This window comes from Aeromonas sp. FDAARGOS 1411, assembly GCF_019047125.1.
Lineage (GTDB): Bacteria > Pseudomonadota > Gammaproteobacteria > Enterobacterales > Aeromonadaceae > Aeromonas > Aeromonas veronii.
In genome coordinates this window covers 2,068,822-2,084,817 of the sequence record NZ_CP077214.1, presented here as the reverse complement: position 1 = coordinate 2,084,817, position 15,996 = coordinate 2,068,822, and the positions used below count along the sequence as shown (strand labels likewise).

At 56.3% G+C, this 15,996-nt stretch carries 13 protein-coding genes and 1 riboswitch; of the genes, 10 read left to right on the top strand and 3 right to left on the bottom strand.

Translation table 11 applies throughout. The features are described from left to right. The first annotated feature begins 10 nt into the window (after positions 1–10). The 10 genes from I6L41_RS09200 (at position 11) to mgtE (ending at position 11,777) form a co-directional block, all read left to right on the top strand. The gene (locus tag I6L41_RS09200; protein WP_005350659.1) at positions 11–751 is read left to right on the top strand and encodes a flagellar hook assembly protein FlgD; all 741 of its coding nucleotides are present in this window, start codon (positions 11–13) and stop codon (positions 749–751) included. 10 nt (positions 752–761) lie between these two features. After that, entirely contained in the window at positions 762–2,135 is a 1,374-nt protein-coding gene (gene flgE / locus I6L41_RS09195; RefSeq protein ID WP_042080196.1) for a flagellar hook protein FlgE, read from the top strand. Between the two features lie 144 nt (positions 2,136–2,279). Further along, positions 2,280–3,026, top strand: a complete 747-nt coding sequence (gene flgF / locus I6L41_RS09190; RefSeq protein WP_216963555.1) for a flagellar basal-body rod protein FlgF — start codon at positions 2,280–2,282, stop codon at positions 3,024–3,026. A 14-nt stretch (positions 3,027–3,040) separates the two neighbouring features. Continuing rightward, positions 3,041–3,829, top strand: a complete 789-nt coding sequence (gene flgG / locus I6L41_RS09185) for a flagellar basal-body rod protein FlgG (protein ID WP_005334158.1) — start codon at positions 3,041–3,043, stop codon at positions 3,827–3,829. Between the two features lie 14 nt (positions 3,830–3,843). Further along, on the top strand, positions 3,844–4,515 hold the full coding sequence (flgH, locus tag I6L41_RS09180) for a flagellar basal body L-ring protein FlgH (RefSeq protein ID WP_005350662.1): 672 nt from the start codon (positions 3,844–3,846) through the stop codon (positions 4,513–4,515). Positions 4,516–4,523: 8 nt separating this feature from the next. Then, positions 4,524–5,621: a flagellar basal body P-ring protein FlgI gene (locus tag I6L41_RS09175; RefSeq protein ID WP_216963553.1), complete on the top strand. Its 1,098-nt coding sequence runs from the start codon at positions 4,524–4,526 to the stop codon at positions 5,619–5,621. A 43-nt stretch (positions 5,622–5,664) separates the two neighbouring features. Next, positions 5,665–6,738 carry a flagellar assembly peptidoglycan hydrolase FlgJ gene (flgJ, locus tag I6L41_RS09170; protein ID WP_216963551.1) on the top strand — a complete coding sequence of 358 codons (1,074 nt, stop codon included), beginning with the start codon at positions 5,665–5,667 and terminating at the stop codon, positions 6,736–6,738. 3 nt (positions 6,739–6,741) lie between these two features. Next, positions 6,742–8,745: a flagellar hook-associated protein FlgK gene (flgK, locus tag I6L41_RS09165; RefSeq protein WP_216963548.1), complete on the top strand. Its 2,004-nt coding sequence runs from the start codon at positions 6,742–6,744 to the stop codon at positions 8,743–8,745. Positions 8,746–8,749: 4 nt separating this feature from the next. After that, positions 8,750–9,958 carry a flagellar hook-associated protein FlgL gene (flgL, locus tag I6L41_RS09160; protein ID WP_216963544.1) on the top strand — a complete coding sequence of 403 codons (1,209 nt, stop codon included), beginning with the start codon at positions 8,750–8,752 and terminating at the stop codon, positions 9,956–9,958. 183 nt (positions 9,959–10,141) lie between these two features. Then, positions 10,142–10,311, top strand: a riboswitch (M-box (ykoK) riboswitch). Between the two features lie 122 nt (positions 10,312–10,433). Then, positions 10,434–11,777 (top strand): magnesium transporter, encoded by a 1,344-nt coding sequence (gene mgtE, locus I6L41_RS09155; RefSeq protein WP_019446139.1) that lies wholly within the window; start codon positions 10,434–10,436, stop codon positions 11,775–11,777. A gap of 60 nt (positions 11,778–11,837) precedes the next feature. Here the strand turns inward: mgtE and ppx are convergent, their stop codons facing one another. The 3 genes from ppx to I6L41_RS09140 form a co-directional block, all read right to left on the bottom strand. Then, positions 11,838–13,328 carry an exopolyphosphatase gene (gene ppx / locus I6L41_RS09150; RefSeq protein WP_216963541.1) on the bottom strand — a complete coding sequence of 497 codons (1,491 nt, stop codon included), beginning with the start codon at positions 13,326–13,328 and terminating at the stop codon, positions 11,838–11,840. Then, positions 13,318–15,387: a polyphosphate kinase 1 gene (ppk1, locus tag I6L41_RS09145; protein ID WP_005350671.1), complete on the bottom strand. Its 2,070-nt coding sequence runs from the start codon at positions 15,385–15,387 to the stop codon at positions 13,318–13,320. Before ppk1 ends, ppx begins: the two co-directional genes overlap by 11 nt. Before the next feature lie 74 nt (positions 15,388–15,461). Continuing rightward, positions 15,462–15,977, bottom strand: a complete 516-nt coding sequence (locus tag I6L41_RS09140; protein WP_216963538.1) for a glycine cleavage system protein R — start codon at positions 15,975–15,977, stop codon at positions 15,462–15,464. Positions 15,978–15,996 lie beyond the last annotated feature (19 nt).

Sequence of the window (15,996 nt, the reverse complement as noted above, 5' to 3'; positions counted from 1 at the left end):
GGGATGTAGCATGGTCGATACAACCAATAATGTGAACGGTATCAGCCGTACCACGACCCAGACGACAGGCACCACTACAACGCCGAAGAAAGAGCTGGATCAAGCTTCTTTTCTGAAGCTGCTGACCATGCAGCTGTCGTATCAGGATCCTTTCAAGCCTGTTGATAACGCCCAGATGCTCTCCCAGATGACATCCATGTCGACTTCTGAGGGGATCAACAGCTTGTCCACCCAGATGGGCAATCTCAATACTCTGATGACATCTAGTCAGGCGCTGCAAGCCTCTGCACTGGTCGGACAAAATGTGCTGCTCCCAAGCAATATCGGTTATTTGGAGAAAGAGGGGTCCATATCCGGGGTTGTGGCTGTCGGTGTCGAGAACAAGTATTCGAATGTGAAAATCACGGTGGAAGATGAAAAGGGTCAGGTGATAAAGGAGTTTCCTCTGGAAGGTGATTTACGCGGCAATGTTGAATTTGCTTGGGATGGTAAAGACAAGAGTGGCAATCCGGCCAAGCCTGGAAAATACGTGATTAAAGCTAACGGCACCATGGATGGAAAGTCGGAGAGCATCTCGGCCCTGACCTATGGCAAGGTTGATAGTGTGGTCCTGGGGAACGGAACCAACCCGACTCAACTTAATCTGAGAGGTCTAGGCACTACAACGCTTAACAGTATCCTGCAAATTTCAGGATCTAATCAGAACAAACCAACAACTCAGTCAAAAACCACGTCGACAGCATCGATCTAAGGAGCTGGATATGTCATTTAACAATGCCTTGAGCGGTGTCAACGCGGCACAAAAAGACTTGAACGTCACCGCCAACAACATTGCCAACGTTAACACCATGGGCTTTAAGGAGTCCCGAGCCGAGTTTGCGGATGTCTATGCCAACTCCATCTTTGTCAACGCCAAGACCCAGGTCGGTAATGGTGTGGCGACCGGTGCGGTTGCCCAGCAGTTCCATCAGGGGGCGCTGCAATTTACCAATAACGCACTCGACTTGGCGATTCAGGGGAATGGATTCTTTGTGACCTCCGATGGCCTGACCAACCTAGATCGCACCTATACTCGTGCCGGTGCCTTCAAGCTCAATGAAAACAGTTATATGGTCAACAATCAGGGCCATTATCTGCAAGGCTATGAGGTGAACGTTGATGGAACGCCAAAAGCGGTGAGCATAAACGCAACCAAGCCTATCCAGATCCCGGATCGGGCAGGGGAGCCGAAACAAACAACCAAGATTGAAGCCAGCTTCAATCTGAAGTCTGATTCAACCCCGTTGGCTGCAGGTAACACTGCTGCAGACGCCTCCATTTTTGATCCGATCAATAATCCTAAAAGTTATGCCTCATCTACATCGGTCACTATTTATGATTCATTGGGTTCTCCTCATGTGATCACACAATATTTTGTCAAGGAAGCTGACCCAGCTGATGTGACAAAGCCTGCCAATCCTACCGCTTGGCGTATGTACATGTATGAGGGGGATAAACCCATTGATGTTGCAGGGGGGGTTCCAACAACGATGGCGGCTGGCGTGACTCCTGTTCCACCGCTTGCCGCACGCATCACCTTTGGTGCTGATGGCAAGATGGTGACGCCAACAACACCGGCAACCATCAAGACAGAACAATTGGGGGTCGCGCCCCCGGCAGGTGCTGGCATTATCACCAACGGTGCCGATCCCACTCAGGAAGTTGAGATTCAACTTGGCACTGTGACTCAGTATTCTTCTCCGTTTGAAGTCAACAAGTTGACTCAAGATGGCTCTACTGTCGGCCGTTTGACCAAGGTGGAGATCACGCCAGACGGGATTGTCTCTGCTACTTATAGCAATGCCACCACACTCAAGGTCGCTATGGTTGCCATGGCAAAGTTTGCCAACTCGCAAGGATTGACTCAGGTTGGCGATACCTCCTGGCGACAGTCCTTGCTCTCTGGCGATGCCTTGCCGGGGACGCCGAACTCGGGTACTTTCGGGACCATCAAATCATCGGCGCTGGAGCAGTCCAACGTGGATTTGACCTCGGAGCTAGTGGATCTGATCACTGCTCAGCGTAACTTCCAGGCCAACTCCCGTTCTCTGGAGGTCAATAGTTCGCTACAGCAAACCATCCTGCAGATCCGTTAATCGCGCAATACATGATAATGAGAGGGGGCTTGGCCCCCTCTCTGTTTCTGTCGCATTCCCATCCTCCTTATCCCCCCATATCTCTGCTGTTGGCACTCTAATTGCATTTCTCCTGTCAGAGTCATCTGTTTGACGGAGAATTCCATGGATCACCTGCTTTATATCGCCATGTCCGGGGCCAAAGAGACCATGAACAGCTTGGCTGTTCGGGGCAACAACCTCGCCAATGCCAATACCACCGGCTTCAAGTCCGATTTTGAGCAGGCCAGAAGCATGCAGGCGTTCGGAGAGGGCTTGCCAAGCCGGGTGTTTGCCATGGCTGAGCGCCCGGGTCAGAACCTGCAGCATGGCATGCTGATGACCACCGGACGGGATCTGGACGTGGCGGTGGATGGTCCTGGCTGGATTGCCGTGCAGGATCCCAATGGGGGTGAGGCCTATACCCGCATGGGGAATTTGCAGGTCAATGCGACCGGCAATTTGCAGACCTCGACCGGTCTGAATGTGGTGGATGACGGTGGTCAGCCCATCGTGCTGCCGATGCCGATGGAGAAACTCGAGATCAATCGGGATGGCACCATCAGCGGTCGACCGGAAGGGGCTGCCGCCAACTTGCCGGAAAATTTCCAGCGGATCAAGCTGGTCAATCCGGCCGCCGATGCGGTGGAGAAGGGGCAAGATGGTCTGTTTCGCCGCAAGGATGGTCAGAATGAACCCGCCTCTGCCAATGTCGGCCTGATTGCCGGCTCCCTTGAGGGGAGCAACGTCAATGTGGTGGATGAGATGACCAACCTGATCCGGCTGCAACGCCAGTTCGAAACCCAGGTCAAAATCATGAAGACGGCCGAAGAGAATGATGAAGCTCAAACCCAACTGCTGCGAATCAGCTAATCAAGGAGTTACCTATGAATCCCGCACTCTGGATCAGCAAGACCGGGTTGGATGCACAGCAGACCAATATTTCGGTCACTTCGAACAACCTGGCGAACGCCAGCACCGTGGGCTTCAAAAAGTCACGGGCCATCTTTGAAGATCTGCTTTATCAAAACATCAACCAGCCCGGTGGCCGCTCCTCTGCCGATACCGAGCTCCCCTCCGGCCTGATGCTGGGGGCGGGTGCCAAGGTGGTGGCGACCCAGAAAAACCACAGCCAGGGCAACGTGCAAACCACCGACAACTCGCTCGATTTGATGATCAGTGGTCGTGGCTACTTTGAAATTCAGCTGCCGGATGGCAGTGCGGCCTATACCCGCAATGGTCAGTTCACCCTCAACGATGAAGGGACCATCGTGACCCCGGGTAATGGCTACCCGCTGCAACCGGAAATCCAGATCCCGGAAAACGCCCAGAGCGTCACTGTGGGTGAAGATGGTCAGGTCTCGGTGCAGCTCAAGGGCGATGGCGCTTCTCAGGTCGTCGGTCAGATCAACATCTCCGACTTCGTCAACGCCAGCGGCTTGCAGCCGATGGGGGAAAACATGTTTGTCGAGACCCAATCCAGTGGTGCTGCCGCTCAGGGGACTGCCGGTGCCGATGGCTTGGGGGTGATCAAGCAGGGGATGCTGGAGACTTCCAACGTCAACGTGACCGAAGAGCTGGTGAACCTCATTCAGGCTCAGCGGGTCTACGAGATGAACTCCAAGGTGCTCTCCGCCGTGGACGGCATGATGTCCTTCCTGATCCAGCGTACCTAATTAGGAGGTGCATGATGAAAGCCGTATGGATGCTGGGATTGCTGGTGCTGGGAGGGTGTAGCAGCACTCCCAATACGCCCAAGCCTGATGATCCCGAGTTTTCCCCCGTCTACGGGGAGTCGGAGCCGGTGTCGGTGCGACCGACTGGGGCGATTTTCCAGCCGGATCAGGTCAATGGCATCTATTCGGATATCAAGGCACACAAGGTAGGCGACATCATTACCATCGAGTTGTCGGAATCGACCTCTGCCTCGAAAAAGGCCAATACCCAGAGTGGCAAGAATAACAAGTTCAATCTGGACCCGGTCAAGTTGGGTGGTGTGCCCGTGACCGCCAGCCCCTATGATCTCTCAGCCTCCATTGCTCAAGACAGCGCGTTCAAGGGGCAGGCCAAAGCGGACCAGAGCAACAGCCTGCAGGGCAATATTTCGGTCAGCGTGGCCAAGGTACTGCCCAACGGCAATCTGGTGGTGCGCGGCGAGAAGTGGATCATGCTTAATAATGGCAATGAATATATCCGGATCACCGGCCTTATTCGCCCGGAGGACGTGACGTCTGATAACAGCGTTTCGTCCCAGAAAGTGGCCAATGCCCGCATTTACTACGGTGGTACCGGCGATCTGGCCAATAGCCAGGAGCAAGGGTGGCTTACCAGCTTTTTCAATGGTCCCTGGTGGCCGCTCTAGGAGATGTTATGAAGTCACTCCGTCTTGTCACTCTGCTTTGCTGTCTGCTGCCCTTGGGTGTGGTCAATGCGGCCCGGATCAAGGACATCAGCTCGGTTGAAGGGGTGCGTAACAACCAGCTGATTGGTTACGGTCTGGTGGTGGGGTTACCCGGCACTGGCGAGAAGAACAACGCCTTCACCGAGCAGACCTTCCGTACCATGCTCAACAACTTTGGCATCAAGGTGCCGGATAACATCAAGCCCAAGATCAAGGATGTGGCGCCGGTGGCGATCCATGCCGACCTGCCCCCCTTCTCCAAGCCGGGCCAGACCATCGACGTAACGGTCTCTGCCATTGGCGAGGCCAAGAGCCTGCGGGGCGGCACTCTGCTGCAAAGCTTCCTGAAAGGGCTCGATGGCCGGGTTTATGCGGTCGCGCAGGGCAGTCTGGTGGTCGGTGGTCTGGGTGCCGAGGGGGCTGATGGTTCCAAGGTAGTGATCAATACCCCGACTGTCGGGCGGATTGCCAACGGTGCGACCGTGGAGCGGGAGGTGCCCAACTCCTTCAGTCAGGGGGACACCATCACCTTCAACCTTAACCGACCCGATTTTACTACGGCGCGCCGTCTGGCCGATGTGGTCAACGATCTGGTGGGGCCGAATACCGCTCAGGCGCTCGATGCCACCTCGGTCAAGGTCTATGCCCCGCGGGATCCGGGTCAGCGCGTCTCCTATCTCGCCACCATCGAGAATCTGGAGGTGGATCCGGCCAACGAGGCGGCCAAGATCATCGTCAACTCCCGCACCGGCACCATAGTGATCGGCAGTCAGGTCAAGCTCAAACCGGCTGCCATCAGCCATGGCGGGTTGACGGTGACCATCGCCGAAAACCAGCAGGTCTCCCAGCCCAACCCGTTGGCGGGAGGAGAGACGACGGTGACAAACAACTCGACCATCAATGTCCAGCAGGAGCCGGGGCGGATGTTCAAGTTTGATACCGGTGCGACCCTGGACGATCTGGTCCGGGCGGTCAATCAGGTCGGGGTCGCCCCGGGTGATTTGATGGCCATCCTTGAGGCACTGCAGCAGGCAGGCGCCATCGAGGGGCAACTGGTCATATTGTAACAAGCGGCAAGTGGTTGCCACGGGTGGCAATGAGGTAAGCAAAATGGTGGAGTTTGACAGCAACAGCGGCATGAATCTCGGGATGGTACAGGACATCAAGAACCTGGACCGTTTGCGCCAGATGAGCCAAAGCAAAGAGGGGCAGGCCGAAGCGCTCAAGAGTGCGTCACGCCAGTTCGAGTCAATCTTTACCCAGATGCTGTTTCAGAGCATGCGTCAGGCCAACGGGGTGTTGACTCAGGACAACCCGATGAACAGCAGCTATACCCAGTTCTATGAAGGGATGCTGGATGAGCAGCGGGTCGCCGACATGTCCAGCAAGGGGGGGCTGGGATTGGCTGACATGGTGGCCAAGCAGCTCTCTCCCGAGACCTTTACCCATCAGGATGGACGGGTGCTCAAGATGCCACAGCGCACCGAACGGACCTACAAACCCTATCAGCCACCCACGGCCGCTGCCGATGATTTGATCGCGGCATCAAAAGTTGGCAAAGATTTTGCTGAAAGAGAGATGACCGAGGGGGTCAAGGAGAGCCACGCACTCACTATGCCCCGTCGACCGCACCGCAGCATTCCGCCCATGGGACGCATGGCCAGCGAAGAGGGCAGTGCCACCGGTAGTGGGGGCAAAGAGTTCGATACACCGGAAGAGTTCGTCAATCGCCTGATGCCGCTGGCCAAGAAAGCGGCCGACAAGCTGGGGTTAAGCCCGGCGGTACTGGTCGCTCAGGCGGCACTGGAGAGCGGTTGGGGCAAGCGGGTGATCAAGGATGGCGAGGGGCAGGTGACCCATAACCTGTTTGGCATCAAGGCCGATCCACGCTGGGAAGGGCCAAAGGCTGTGGTCAGCACGCTCGAGTATGAGCAAGGCGTTGCCTCACGCCAGAAAGCGGCATTTCGCTCCTATGAGTCGTTTGAAGAGAGCTTCAACGACTACGTGGACTTCCTCACTTCCGGCTCTCGCTACAAGGGCGCCCTGGCGAAGGTGGATAGTCCTGATCGCTACTTTGAGGCGCTGCAACAGGCGGGTTATGCCACCGACCCGCACTACGCCAGAAAATTGAAACAGGTATTGCGCAGTGATGCCATTGCCCAATACCACGAGATGGAGCTGTAACGTATGGCAAGCGACCTGCTTGGGATTGGTTCATCGGGCGTGCTGGCACAGCAACGCCTGCTGCAGACCACCAGTAACAACATAGTGAACGTCAATAGCCAGGGCTATGTGCGTGAGCGTACGCTGGTGTATACCAATACCATCGGTCTTGGGACCGGTGACATCAAGACCCAGCGGGTGATCAATGACTATATGCAGGGGGAGGTGCGCCGTGATACCTCCGCCTATCATGCCTCCCTGACCCATTATGAACAGCTGGCTGGCGTTGACAGCTTGTTGGGGGATACCAGCAACAGCGTGGGGGCAGCCATCACCTCCTACTTCAAGTCATTTCACTCTGCCAATGAATCGCCTGCCGAGATCGGTGGGCGCAAGGTGGTGATGACGGAGTTGAGTGGCATGGTCAACCGTTTTCATACTCTCTCGGCACAGCTCGACAAGCAGAGCGATACCCTCAATACCCGCATTGAAGATGAAACCAAGCAGGTCAACAGCCTGCTCACCAGCATCAATGATCTTAATCAGGCCATCATCCGCACCCAGGGGTCACCCGAAGAGAACCTGATGCTGTTTGATCAGCGGGATGAGGCGATCCGCCAGCTGTCGGAGAAGATGGATATTCGTACCGTAGCCCAACCCAACGGCAGCATGCTGGTCAATATGAGCACCGGCCATTCGCTGATCCTCGATGGGGGCGTCGCCCAGTTCAAGGTGATTGCAGGAGATCCTGACTCCCGAGATCAGGAGCTGCAACTGACTCTGGGGGATAATCAGGCAACCATCGACCACGATACGTTTGGTGGCGCCATGGGGGGGCTGTTCAAGGCGCGTACCGACCTTGAGCCTACCAAGCGCGAACTGGGGCAGCTGGCCGTGGCGATGGCCGATGCGATGAACCAGCAGAACCGCCTCGGGATGGATCTGGATAACGAGATTGGCGGCGATATTTTCACCCTGCCTACCAGCAAGGGCTTACCCTATGGCAATAACACCGGGACGGTCGGGGCGAATGTCAGCTTCGTGCCGGGCAAGGGGACATCAGTGACCCCGTTTGATTACGAAGTGCAATTTAGCAGCGCTACCGGTTATGAGGTGTTCTCGCTGGACAAGTCTGGCAATCGTACCTTGATCACTGCGGGGGCTACCCCACCAACAACCTTTGAGCTGACTGGGCACGGGATCTCGATCGATCTCACCGGCACGCCGGCTGCGGGTGACAAACTGTTGCTGCAACCCACCAAAAGTGCGGCCGCCGCTCTGGGTCAGCTGATCACCCGGCCGGAAGATTTGGCCCTGGCTTCTCCGCTTAAAGCGGAAAAGACCACCAATAATGGCGGCGGGGCTGATATCAAACTGGGTGGCGTATTCAATACCGGTGCTGGGTCAGGTTTTGGTACCAATAGTCTGAGCCCGACAGCGCCCCAAGTGGTCAAAATTGATGCCAGTGGTAACTATCAGGTTTTCCAAGCCGATGGTACTACCTTGATAGGCACGGCCCCCGCGAGCAGCAAGGGGCAAAACCTGATGTCTGCGATCGTCAACCCTTTCCCCGCCGGAGCCGCAGTCTATGCCAACCCGAAACAGGCCCCCGGCTACGAGTTCAGCATCACCGGCACGGTGGATGCCGGTGACAGCTTCAAGCTCAGTTACAACAGCAATGGCTTTGCCGATAACAGCAATGGCCTGGTTCTGGCCGAGCTGCAAAACAAGGATCTGGTGCGCAAGAGCACCAATGGTGGGACGACCAACGACAAGATGACCTTCAATCAGGCCTATTCCGGGTTGGTGATGGAAGTGGGTAACAATACCAGTCAGGCAAAAACGCAGCTCAAGGCCAATGAGTCCAAGCTTATCCAGAGCACCGGCATCTTTGAAAGCGTGTCTGGGGTCAATCTGGAGGAGGAGGCGGCCAATCTGATCCGCTTCCAGCAATCCTATGCGGCATCGGCGCAAATCGTCAGCACGGCCAAAACCATTTTCGATACACTGCTCTCTTCCGTGAGGTAACATCATGCGCATCACCACCAACATGATCTACGACCGGAATTTATATTCCCTCAACAGTGCCAACGAGCGGTTGAATTCTGCCTATCAACAACTGCAAACCGGCAATAAATTTCAGACAGCTGGAGAAGATCCCGCAGGGATGAGTCAGAAGATGGCTCTGACCAAGGAGATTGACCTGTTCAAGCAGTACAGTGTCAATGGCAGCTTGCTGGAAAACAGCCTGGGGCATGAAGAGACAGTATTGGATTCTCTTAATACGGCGATGCTCAGTGCCCAGACCCTGATCCAGAAGTCAAATAATGGCGCTATCAGCATGGATGATCGCAAGGCCATCGCCAGCGAGCTTGAAGGGTTGCAGCAGCAGATGTTCGACCTGATGAATAGCAAAAACTCATCAGGTGAATTTATATTTGGTGGCAATCAGAGCAAGACCCAGCCATATATAAAAGACGTCAACGGAAAATATATTTATCAGGGTGATCCAGGTCAGCGGAATATTCAGGTCTCACCCACAGTACAAATCGCTGCCAATGATTCCGGGCAGGATCTGTTTGAAATCGTGGCGACCAGAAGAACCGCCAGTGCAACCACCGCAAATATCAAGGTCGGGATAGGCGATCAGGGTAACTTTGATAATTTCTATAAGTCCAATTATAACTCGGCACTGCCCAGCAACACTTATACCGTATCAACCACCATAGGTCCGCCTGATACCTATGATATCAAGGATGCCGGTGGCAATACGTTGCAAACGGGTAACTACACTGCTGGCACCAAGATCCCCTTTAATGGTCTGGAGTTGACCCTTGATTTGCCTGCAGGTGGTGCGGCTCAGCAGTTTGATCTTAATCCACCGAAGAATGACAACATATTGAATGGTATGTCGGACTTTATTACGGCTCTGCGAGATCCGGCTATTTCTGCCGAGACCTTCGAGCAGAAAATAGCCGATGCCACCGTTCATATGAAAAATGCCCGCCTGAATATCGATCATGGGTTGGGTGAGTTGGGCGGCCGGATGAACAGTCTGGAGCAGGCTATGGGCTCCAATGAAGGATTGAGTACCCTCAACGCCGAGGCGAGAGCCAAGGTGTCGGAAGCGGACCTTTATGAAGTGATTTCCGCGCTGTCAAAAGAGGATGCGGCATTGAGTGCCTCACAACTCTCTTTCAGTAAAATAAGCCGTCTGACGCTATTTGACTATATTCGCTAATTAAAGAAGGGCCCCTTTGGGGCCTTTGCTTTTGTCCAGACTATGGAAATTGGTTCCGTGTCATCTCCTGCCAATTGTAACAAGCTGTTGCCGTTGCCAATTTAATGGTGGTTGCGGGGTTGACCTCCCAGCGGGATTGGATAATCATGCCGCCCGCACAACAGAGGGTTGTGCGCATTATTTGCAGCATCTCGTTAGGCGAGGCTCCTGTATAAACACAGGCCACTGATCTCACGACGTCCAGAGACGCCCAAGATCAGGACAGTTTTCATCGGATTAAGGTGTAAACCCAAGTGGCTTCCGGCATGCCGGATACGTTATACAGTGCTAAAGCTGGTACGTGGGGATGATGACACGCCGAACGGCGTCATTTCCTGCCTATTACTCGTCAATCAAATTGCTGTTTTCTTGTCGTTGCATCCGGCTATTTCCGGAGGCATTCAGGCTCGCCTGAAATCACATGAGGATATCTGTGATGAAGAAAACACATACCATTCTTAACCGTCACCAACTGCTCGATCTGGCCGCCCTGCAGGGTTGGCTGGAACATAATCTGGATCCGGTTCAGCGCGCCGATCAACTGCTGACCCTGCGTCCGGAAGAGCTCAACTGCATCTTTGATACCCTGCCAATTCCGCAAGGTGCCGAACTGCTCGGCTCACTCTCGGCCGAGAGTGCCGGGCGCCTGTTGCAGCGGCTCCATGGCAGCATCGTCAGCGTGTTGCAGGAGGCCATTCCCCGACGCGAGATGGTCGCCATCCTGCGCAAACTGGGGCGTCAGGATCGCACCATGTTGCTGGCTCGCTTCCCGACCCAGGCGCAGGCCATGTATTACTCCCTGCTGGATTGGCCCACCGAGTCGGTGGGGGCCAACATGCGCCACGAATATCTGGCGGTGCGGGAGGAGGACACGGTCGGTCACGCCAAACAGCTGATCCACGATGCCTGGGACAATGCCCAGCTGTTTCGCCATATCTATGTGGTCAACGGGGATGGTCGTCTGCAAGGAAGCCTCTCCCTCAAGACCTTGCTGATCGCCGACCCGCTGGCCAGTGTCGCGACCCTGATGGATCGGGAGACGGTGCGGATCAATGCCCGTGCGGATCAGGAGCTGGCAGCGCGCCTACTCATCGACCGCGACCTGTCGGTATTGCCGGTCGAGGATCAGGGGCGACTGGTCGGTATTTTCCACGTCGATGATGCGGCGGATATTCTGGAGCTCGAATCCACCGAGGATGCCGAGATGCAAGGGGGCTCATCACCGCTCGATACCCCTTACTTGCAGGCGACGCCCTGGCAGCTGTGGCGCAAACGGGTGGGCTGGCTGCTTATCCTGTTTGTGGCGGAAGCTTACACCGGCACCGTGCTGCGGGCATTTGAGGAGCAGCTGGAAGCGGCCATCGCGCTGGCCTTCTTTATCCCCTTGCTGATCGGTACTGGTGGTAACAGCGGCACCCAGATCACCACCACCATAGTACGAGCCATGGCGGTCGGGGAGGTGAGTCTGCGCAATCTCGGCACAGTGCTGAAAAAGGAGCTCTCCACCGGTCTGCTCATCTCGGGTGCCATTGCCATGGCGGCTTGGGTACGGGCATGGAGTCTTGGCGTCGGTCCCCAGATTGGCATGGTGGTGACCTTTACCATCATCGCCATCGTGCTCTGGAGTGCCACGGTCGCATCCATTATTCCCATGGTGCTGCGTCGTTTCCGCATCGATCCGGCGGTGGTCTCTGCGCCATTCATCGCGACGCTGGTGGATGGTACCGGCCTTATCATCTACTTCGAGATGGCCAAGTGGTTGTTGCCCGAGTTGCAGTAACCGGGAGATTGAGATGCAAAAGGCAGCCAGTGGGCTGCCTTTTTCATTTATCTTTCCGGTTTAGCCGAGCTGGAACAACAGTGGCCAGCCCTGCTCCTGGCAATAACGATGCTCCTTCTCCAGATTCTGCATCAGGAGACGGTTCTCCTCGCACCAGTCGATCGGCAGGGTCACGACCAGCTGATCCCCTTGTACTGCGACTTTCCACTCAGGCAGCAGGTTGTCCTGACGCTTGTGGTGAGCGGCGACTGCGAGGCGCAGGATGCGGATGCAGCGCAGCACCGTCTGCATGTCGTGGTTGGGCAGGGGCGGCAGCTCGGAGAGCTTGAGCCCCTTGCGCTGAAAGCGTACCAGCGCCGCCAGCAGCGCCTGATCGTCCTGGTTGAAGCCGGGCAGGTCGGTGTGTTGCAGGATATAGGCGGAGTGACGGTGAATGCCGCTGTAGTTGATGGCAAGGCCAATTTCGTGCAGCCGCGCCGCCCAGCCGAGGATGGCGCGATAGGGCTCTATCTCCATCTGCCAGGGCTCTTGCAAGGCATCAAACAGCGTCAGCACGCTCTGCTCCACCCGGGCTGCTTGTTTGCGGTCCATCCGGTAGTGGGTACCGAGCGCCTGTGCGGTACGCTCGCGAATATCGTGGTGCTGCAAGCGCTCCTCGAATTCATAAAGCAACCCTTCACGCAGGGCTCCGTCGGAGTAGTCAAGCCGCTCGATGGGCAGCGAGGTAAACAGCCCGAGCAGGATGGCGACCGCAGCGGCAAACACCTCCTGACGCTCCTCGGTAAGCCCGACCAGTTTCAGGTTATCGACTCGCTTGCGCTCAATCATCAGTGCCTTGAGCCGCTCCAGTCCCTCCAGCGTAATGCTGCCGTCAGTCAGCCCTTCACCCTGCAGTACATCCCGAACCGTACGAATGGAACCTGAGCTGCCAAGGCAGCTCTGCCAGCCCAGCTTGCGGTACTGGTTGACGATGGGGGCGAGCTGGTGCTGCGCCTCCAGCACGGCATTGGTGAAGTTTTTCTCGCTCAGCTTGCCGCTGGCAAAGAAGCTCTGGGTAAAGCTGACGCAGCCCATCTTGCGGCTGGTGAGGGCCTTGTGTTCAAACCCTTCACCGATGATGAGCTCGGTGCTGCCGCCACCGATATCGATGACCAGTACCTGGCCCTCGATATGCTGGGTATGGGCAACCCCCTGATAGATGAGCCGTGCTTCTTCCTGCCCGCTGATGATCTCGATGGGGTGGTTGAGCACCTTGGCAGCTTCACTCACAAATTCGCGGGCATTGCTGGCGCGGCGCAGGGTATAGGTACCAGCGATGCGGATCTGATCCGGCTTGATATTGGTGAGTCGCTCGGCAAACAGCGACAGACAGGCGAGGCCGCGTTCCATCGCCTCCGGGCTCATTCGTTTCTGCTCATCCATCCCTTCCGCCAGCCGCACCCGCTCCTTGATGCGATCGACGATGCGAAAACGCCCTTCGCTCAGATGGGCGATCACCATATGAAAACTGTTGGAGCCGAGATCCACGGCGGCATAGAGACTATTGTCCATTGTTTGACTCGATACGTTTGAGATAGTCGTAAATCGCCACCTGAGAGCGGATCTTGCGGCGGTTGCCCCGCTTCACATATTCGTTCTGCTGGTCGGCATCAATGACCCGCGCCTTGCAGGTATCACTCAGTTGTAGTTCGAGAATGTCCATGATGCGCTGCTTGAGCCGCTCATCATAAATGGGGGTGCCCACCTCAATACGGCCGTCGATATTGCGGCTCATCCAGTCGGCGCTGGAGATATAGAGCTGGGGGTTGCCCTTGTTGTGGAACACCATCACCCGCGGGTGCTCGAGGAAGCGGTCGATGATGCTGATCACCTTGATGTTGTCACTGAGGCCCGGTACGCCCGGACGCAGGGCGCACATGCCACGGATGATCATCTGGATCGGCACCCCGGCCTGCCCGGCGGCATAGAGGCGGTTGATGAGATCCTTGTCCACCAGATTGTTGATCTTGAGGATGATGCCGCTCGGCTGGCCCGCCTTGGCGTTGGAGAGCTCGTTGTCGATGAGGCGATAGAGCTGACGGCGGCTGTTGATGGGGGAGACCAGCAGGTGATTGAATTTGTAACGCTTATAGGGGTACTCGATGTATTCAAACACCCCTTCCACTTCGGCGGTGATATCCGGATTGCGGGTCAGCAGCGAGAAGTCGGTGTAGATCTTGGCGGTCTTCTCGTTGAAGTTGCCGGTACCGATATGGGCATAGCGCACCGCCTCGCCATTTTCGTGGCGGGTGATGAGGCAGAGCTTGGAGTGGATCTTGAGGCTCGGCACCCCGAACACCACCTTGACCCCGGCATCGGTGAGGATATTGGCCCAGTCGATGTTGGCCGCTTCGTCGAAACGGGCGCGCAGCTCGACCACCACGGTCACCTTCTTGCCGTTGTTGGCGGCATCGATGAGGGAGTGGATGATCCGCGACTTCTTGGCGACCCGGTAGATATTGATGCGAATAGCGCTCACCGCCGGGTCGAACGCCGCCTGGCGCACCAGCTCGGTGAAGTGGTGGAACTTGTGATACGGGTAGTAGAGCAGAATATCCTGCTTGGTAATCGCATCGAAGGCGTTGACGAAGCCGTCAAAATCGCGGCAATCGAGGGCCGGCAGCTTGGGGTTCTCCAGATAGTCACGGCCCACGTTGGGGAAGCCGATGAAATCCTTGAAGTTGTGGTAACGCCCGCCCGGCATGATGGCGTCGTAGGAGCTGATCTGCAGCTTGAGCTTGAGGAAGCTTATCATGGCAGCGGGCATCTCCCGCTCGTAGACGAAGCGCACCGGCATGGCGGTAAGGCGCTGCTTCAAGCCGTCACTCATCTTGTCCACCAGGCTCAAGTCCAGCTGGTCGGAGAGATCATATTCGGCATCCCGGGTCAGCTTCACCGCATAGGCGGCAATCTCGTCGTAGTCGAAGAAGCCTTTGAAGATCTCGTCGAGGCAGAAGCGGATGACGTTATCCAGAATGATGATCTGCTTCTTGCGGCGGGTCCCTTCCGGCGGCAGCTGGAAGAAGCGGGGCAGGTCGTCGGTCGGCACTTCCACCAGGGCGTACTGGATCACCTGACCGTTCTTCTTCATCTCGATGGCCAGATAGGTGTACTCATCCTTGAGGAATTTGACCGGATTGACCTCCTTGTTGAGCAGGATCGGGATGATGTGACGCAGCACCTTCTCCTTGAAGAAGACCCGCAGCCACTTCTGAATGGCATCGGAGAGCTGGTTCTCGTTGACCAGGAAGATGTTGTGGCGAGCGAGCGCAATCAACAGCTCCTTGTAGGTGTTGTCGAACGCCTCACCGAGCGCCATCACCTTCTGCTGGATGGCGCGCAGCAGCACTTTCGCTTCATCGTCGCCACCATGTACTTCATTGATGAGGATGCGACGCTTGACGTCCGATACCCGTACCTTGAAGAACTCATCCTGGTTGGAGGAGAAGATCCCCAGAAAACGAACCCGCTCGATGAGGGGCACCGTCTTGTCCATTGCCTCTTGCAACACCCGTTCATTGAATGAGAGCCAGCTCAGCTCTTTCTCTTCATACTGCTTGTCGGTGCTCATCTTGTGCCTCTGTTTCAGGTCGCGTCTGCGCGGCAGTTATGGCGTTAATATATGACAAATAAATGACAGTATTGTTACTGCTCGCTGAACGCTTCGTCGATGTCGACCACCAGATCGTCGGAGAGGGATTCCAGCGCGGTGATAAGCGTATCCATCGCGAGCCCGTCGGGCAGGGCAACCAGCGCATGGGCATAGAAGAGCGGGGCGCCGGAGTGGGGAGCCGGTTCACAGCCGGTGGTGAGATCGGCCACGTTGATCTCGAGCTGGCGCAGGATGCTGGCTACTTCATGGACGATGCCGGGGCGGTCGTTGCCGGTCACCGTCATCATGACTTGATGGGCTGGCTCGGTGGTCGGTGTCCCTTCGGCAAAGCTGATGGTCAGACCCGGTAGCATGGCCAGTGCTTCGCACAGGCTGCGATAGTGCTCATCGGGGACAGAGACATGGAGGATACCGGCAAACTGGCCCGCCAGTTCGCTCATGGCGCTGCCCAGCCAGTTGCCCTGCTCGCGGCTGATGACTGCAGCCAGACTCTCGACGATCCCGGGTTTGTCTGCACCGATCACGGTGACCACCAATTGCTTTTGCATCCTGCTCTCCTTGAAATGG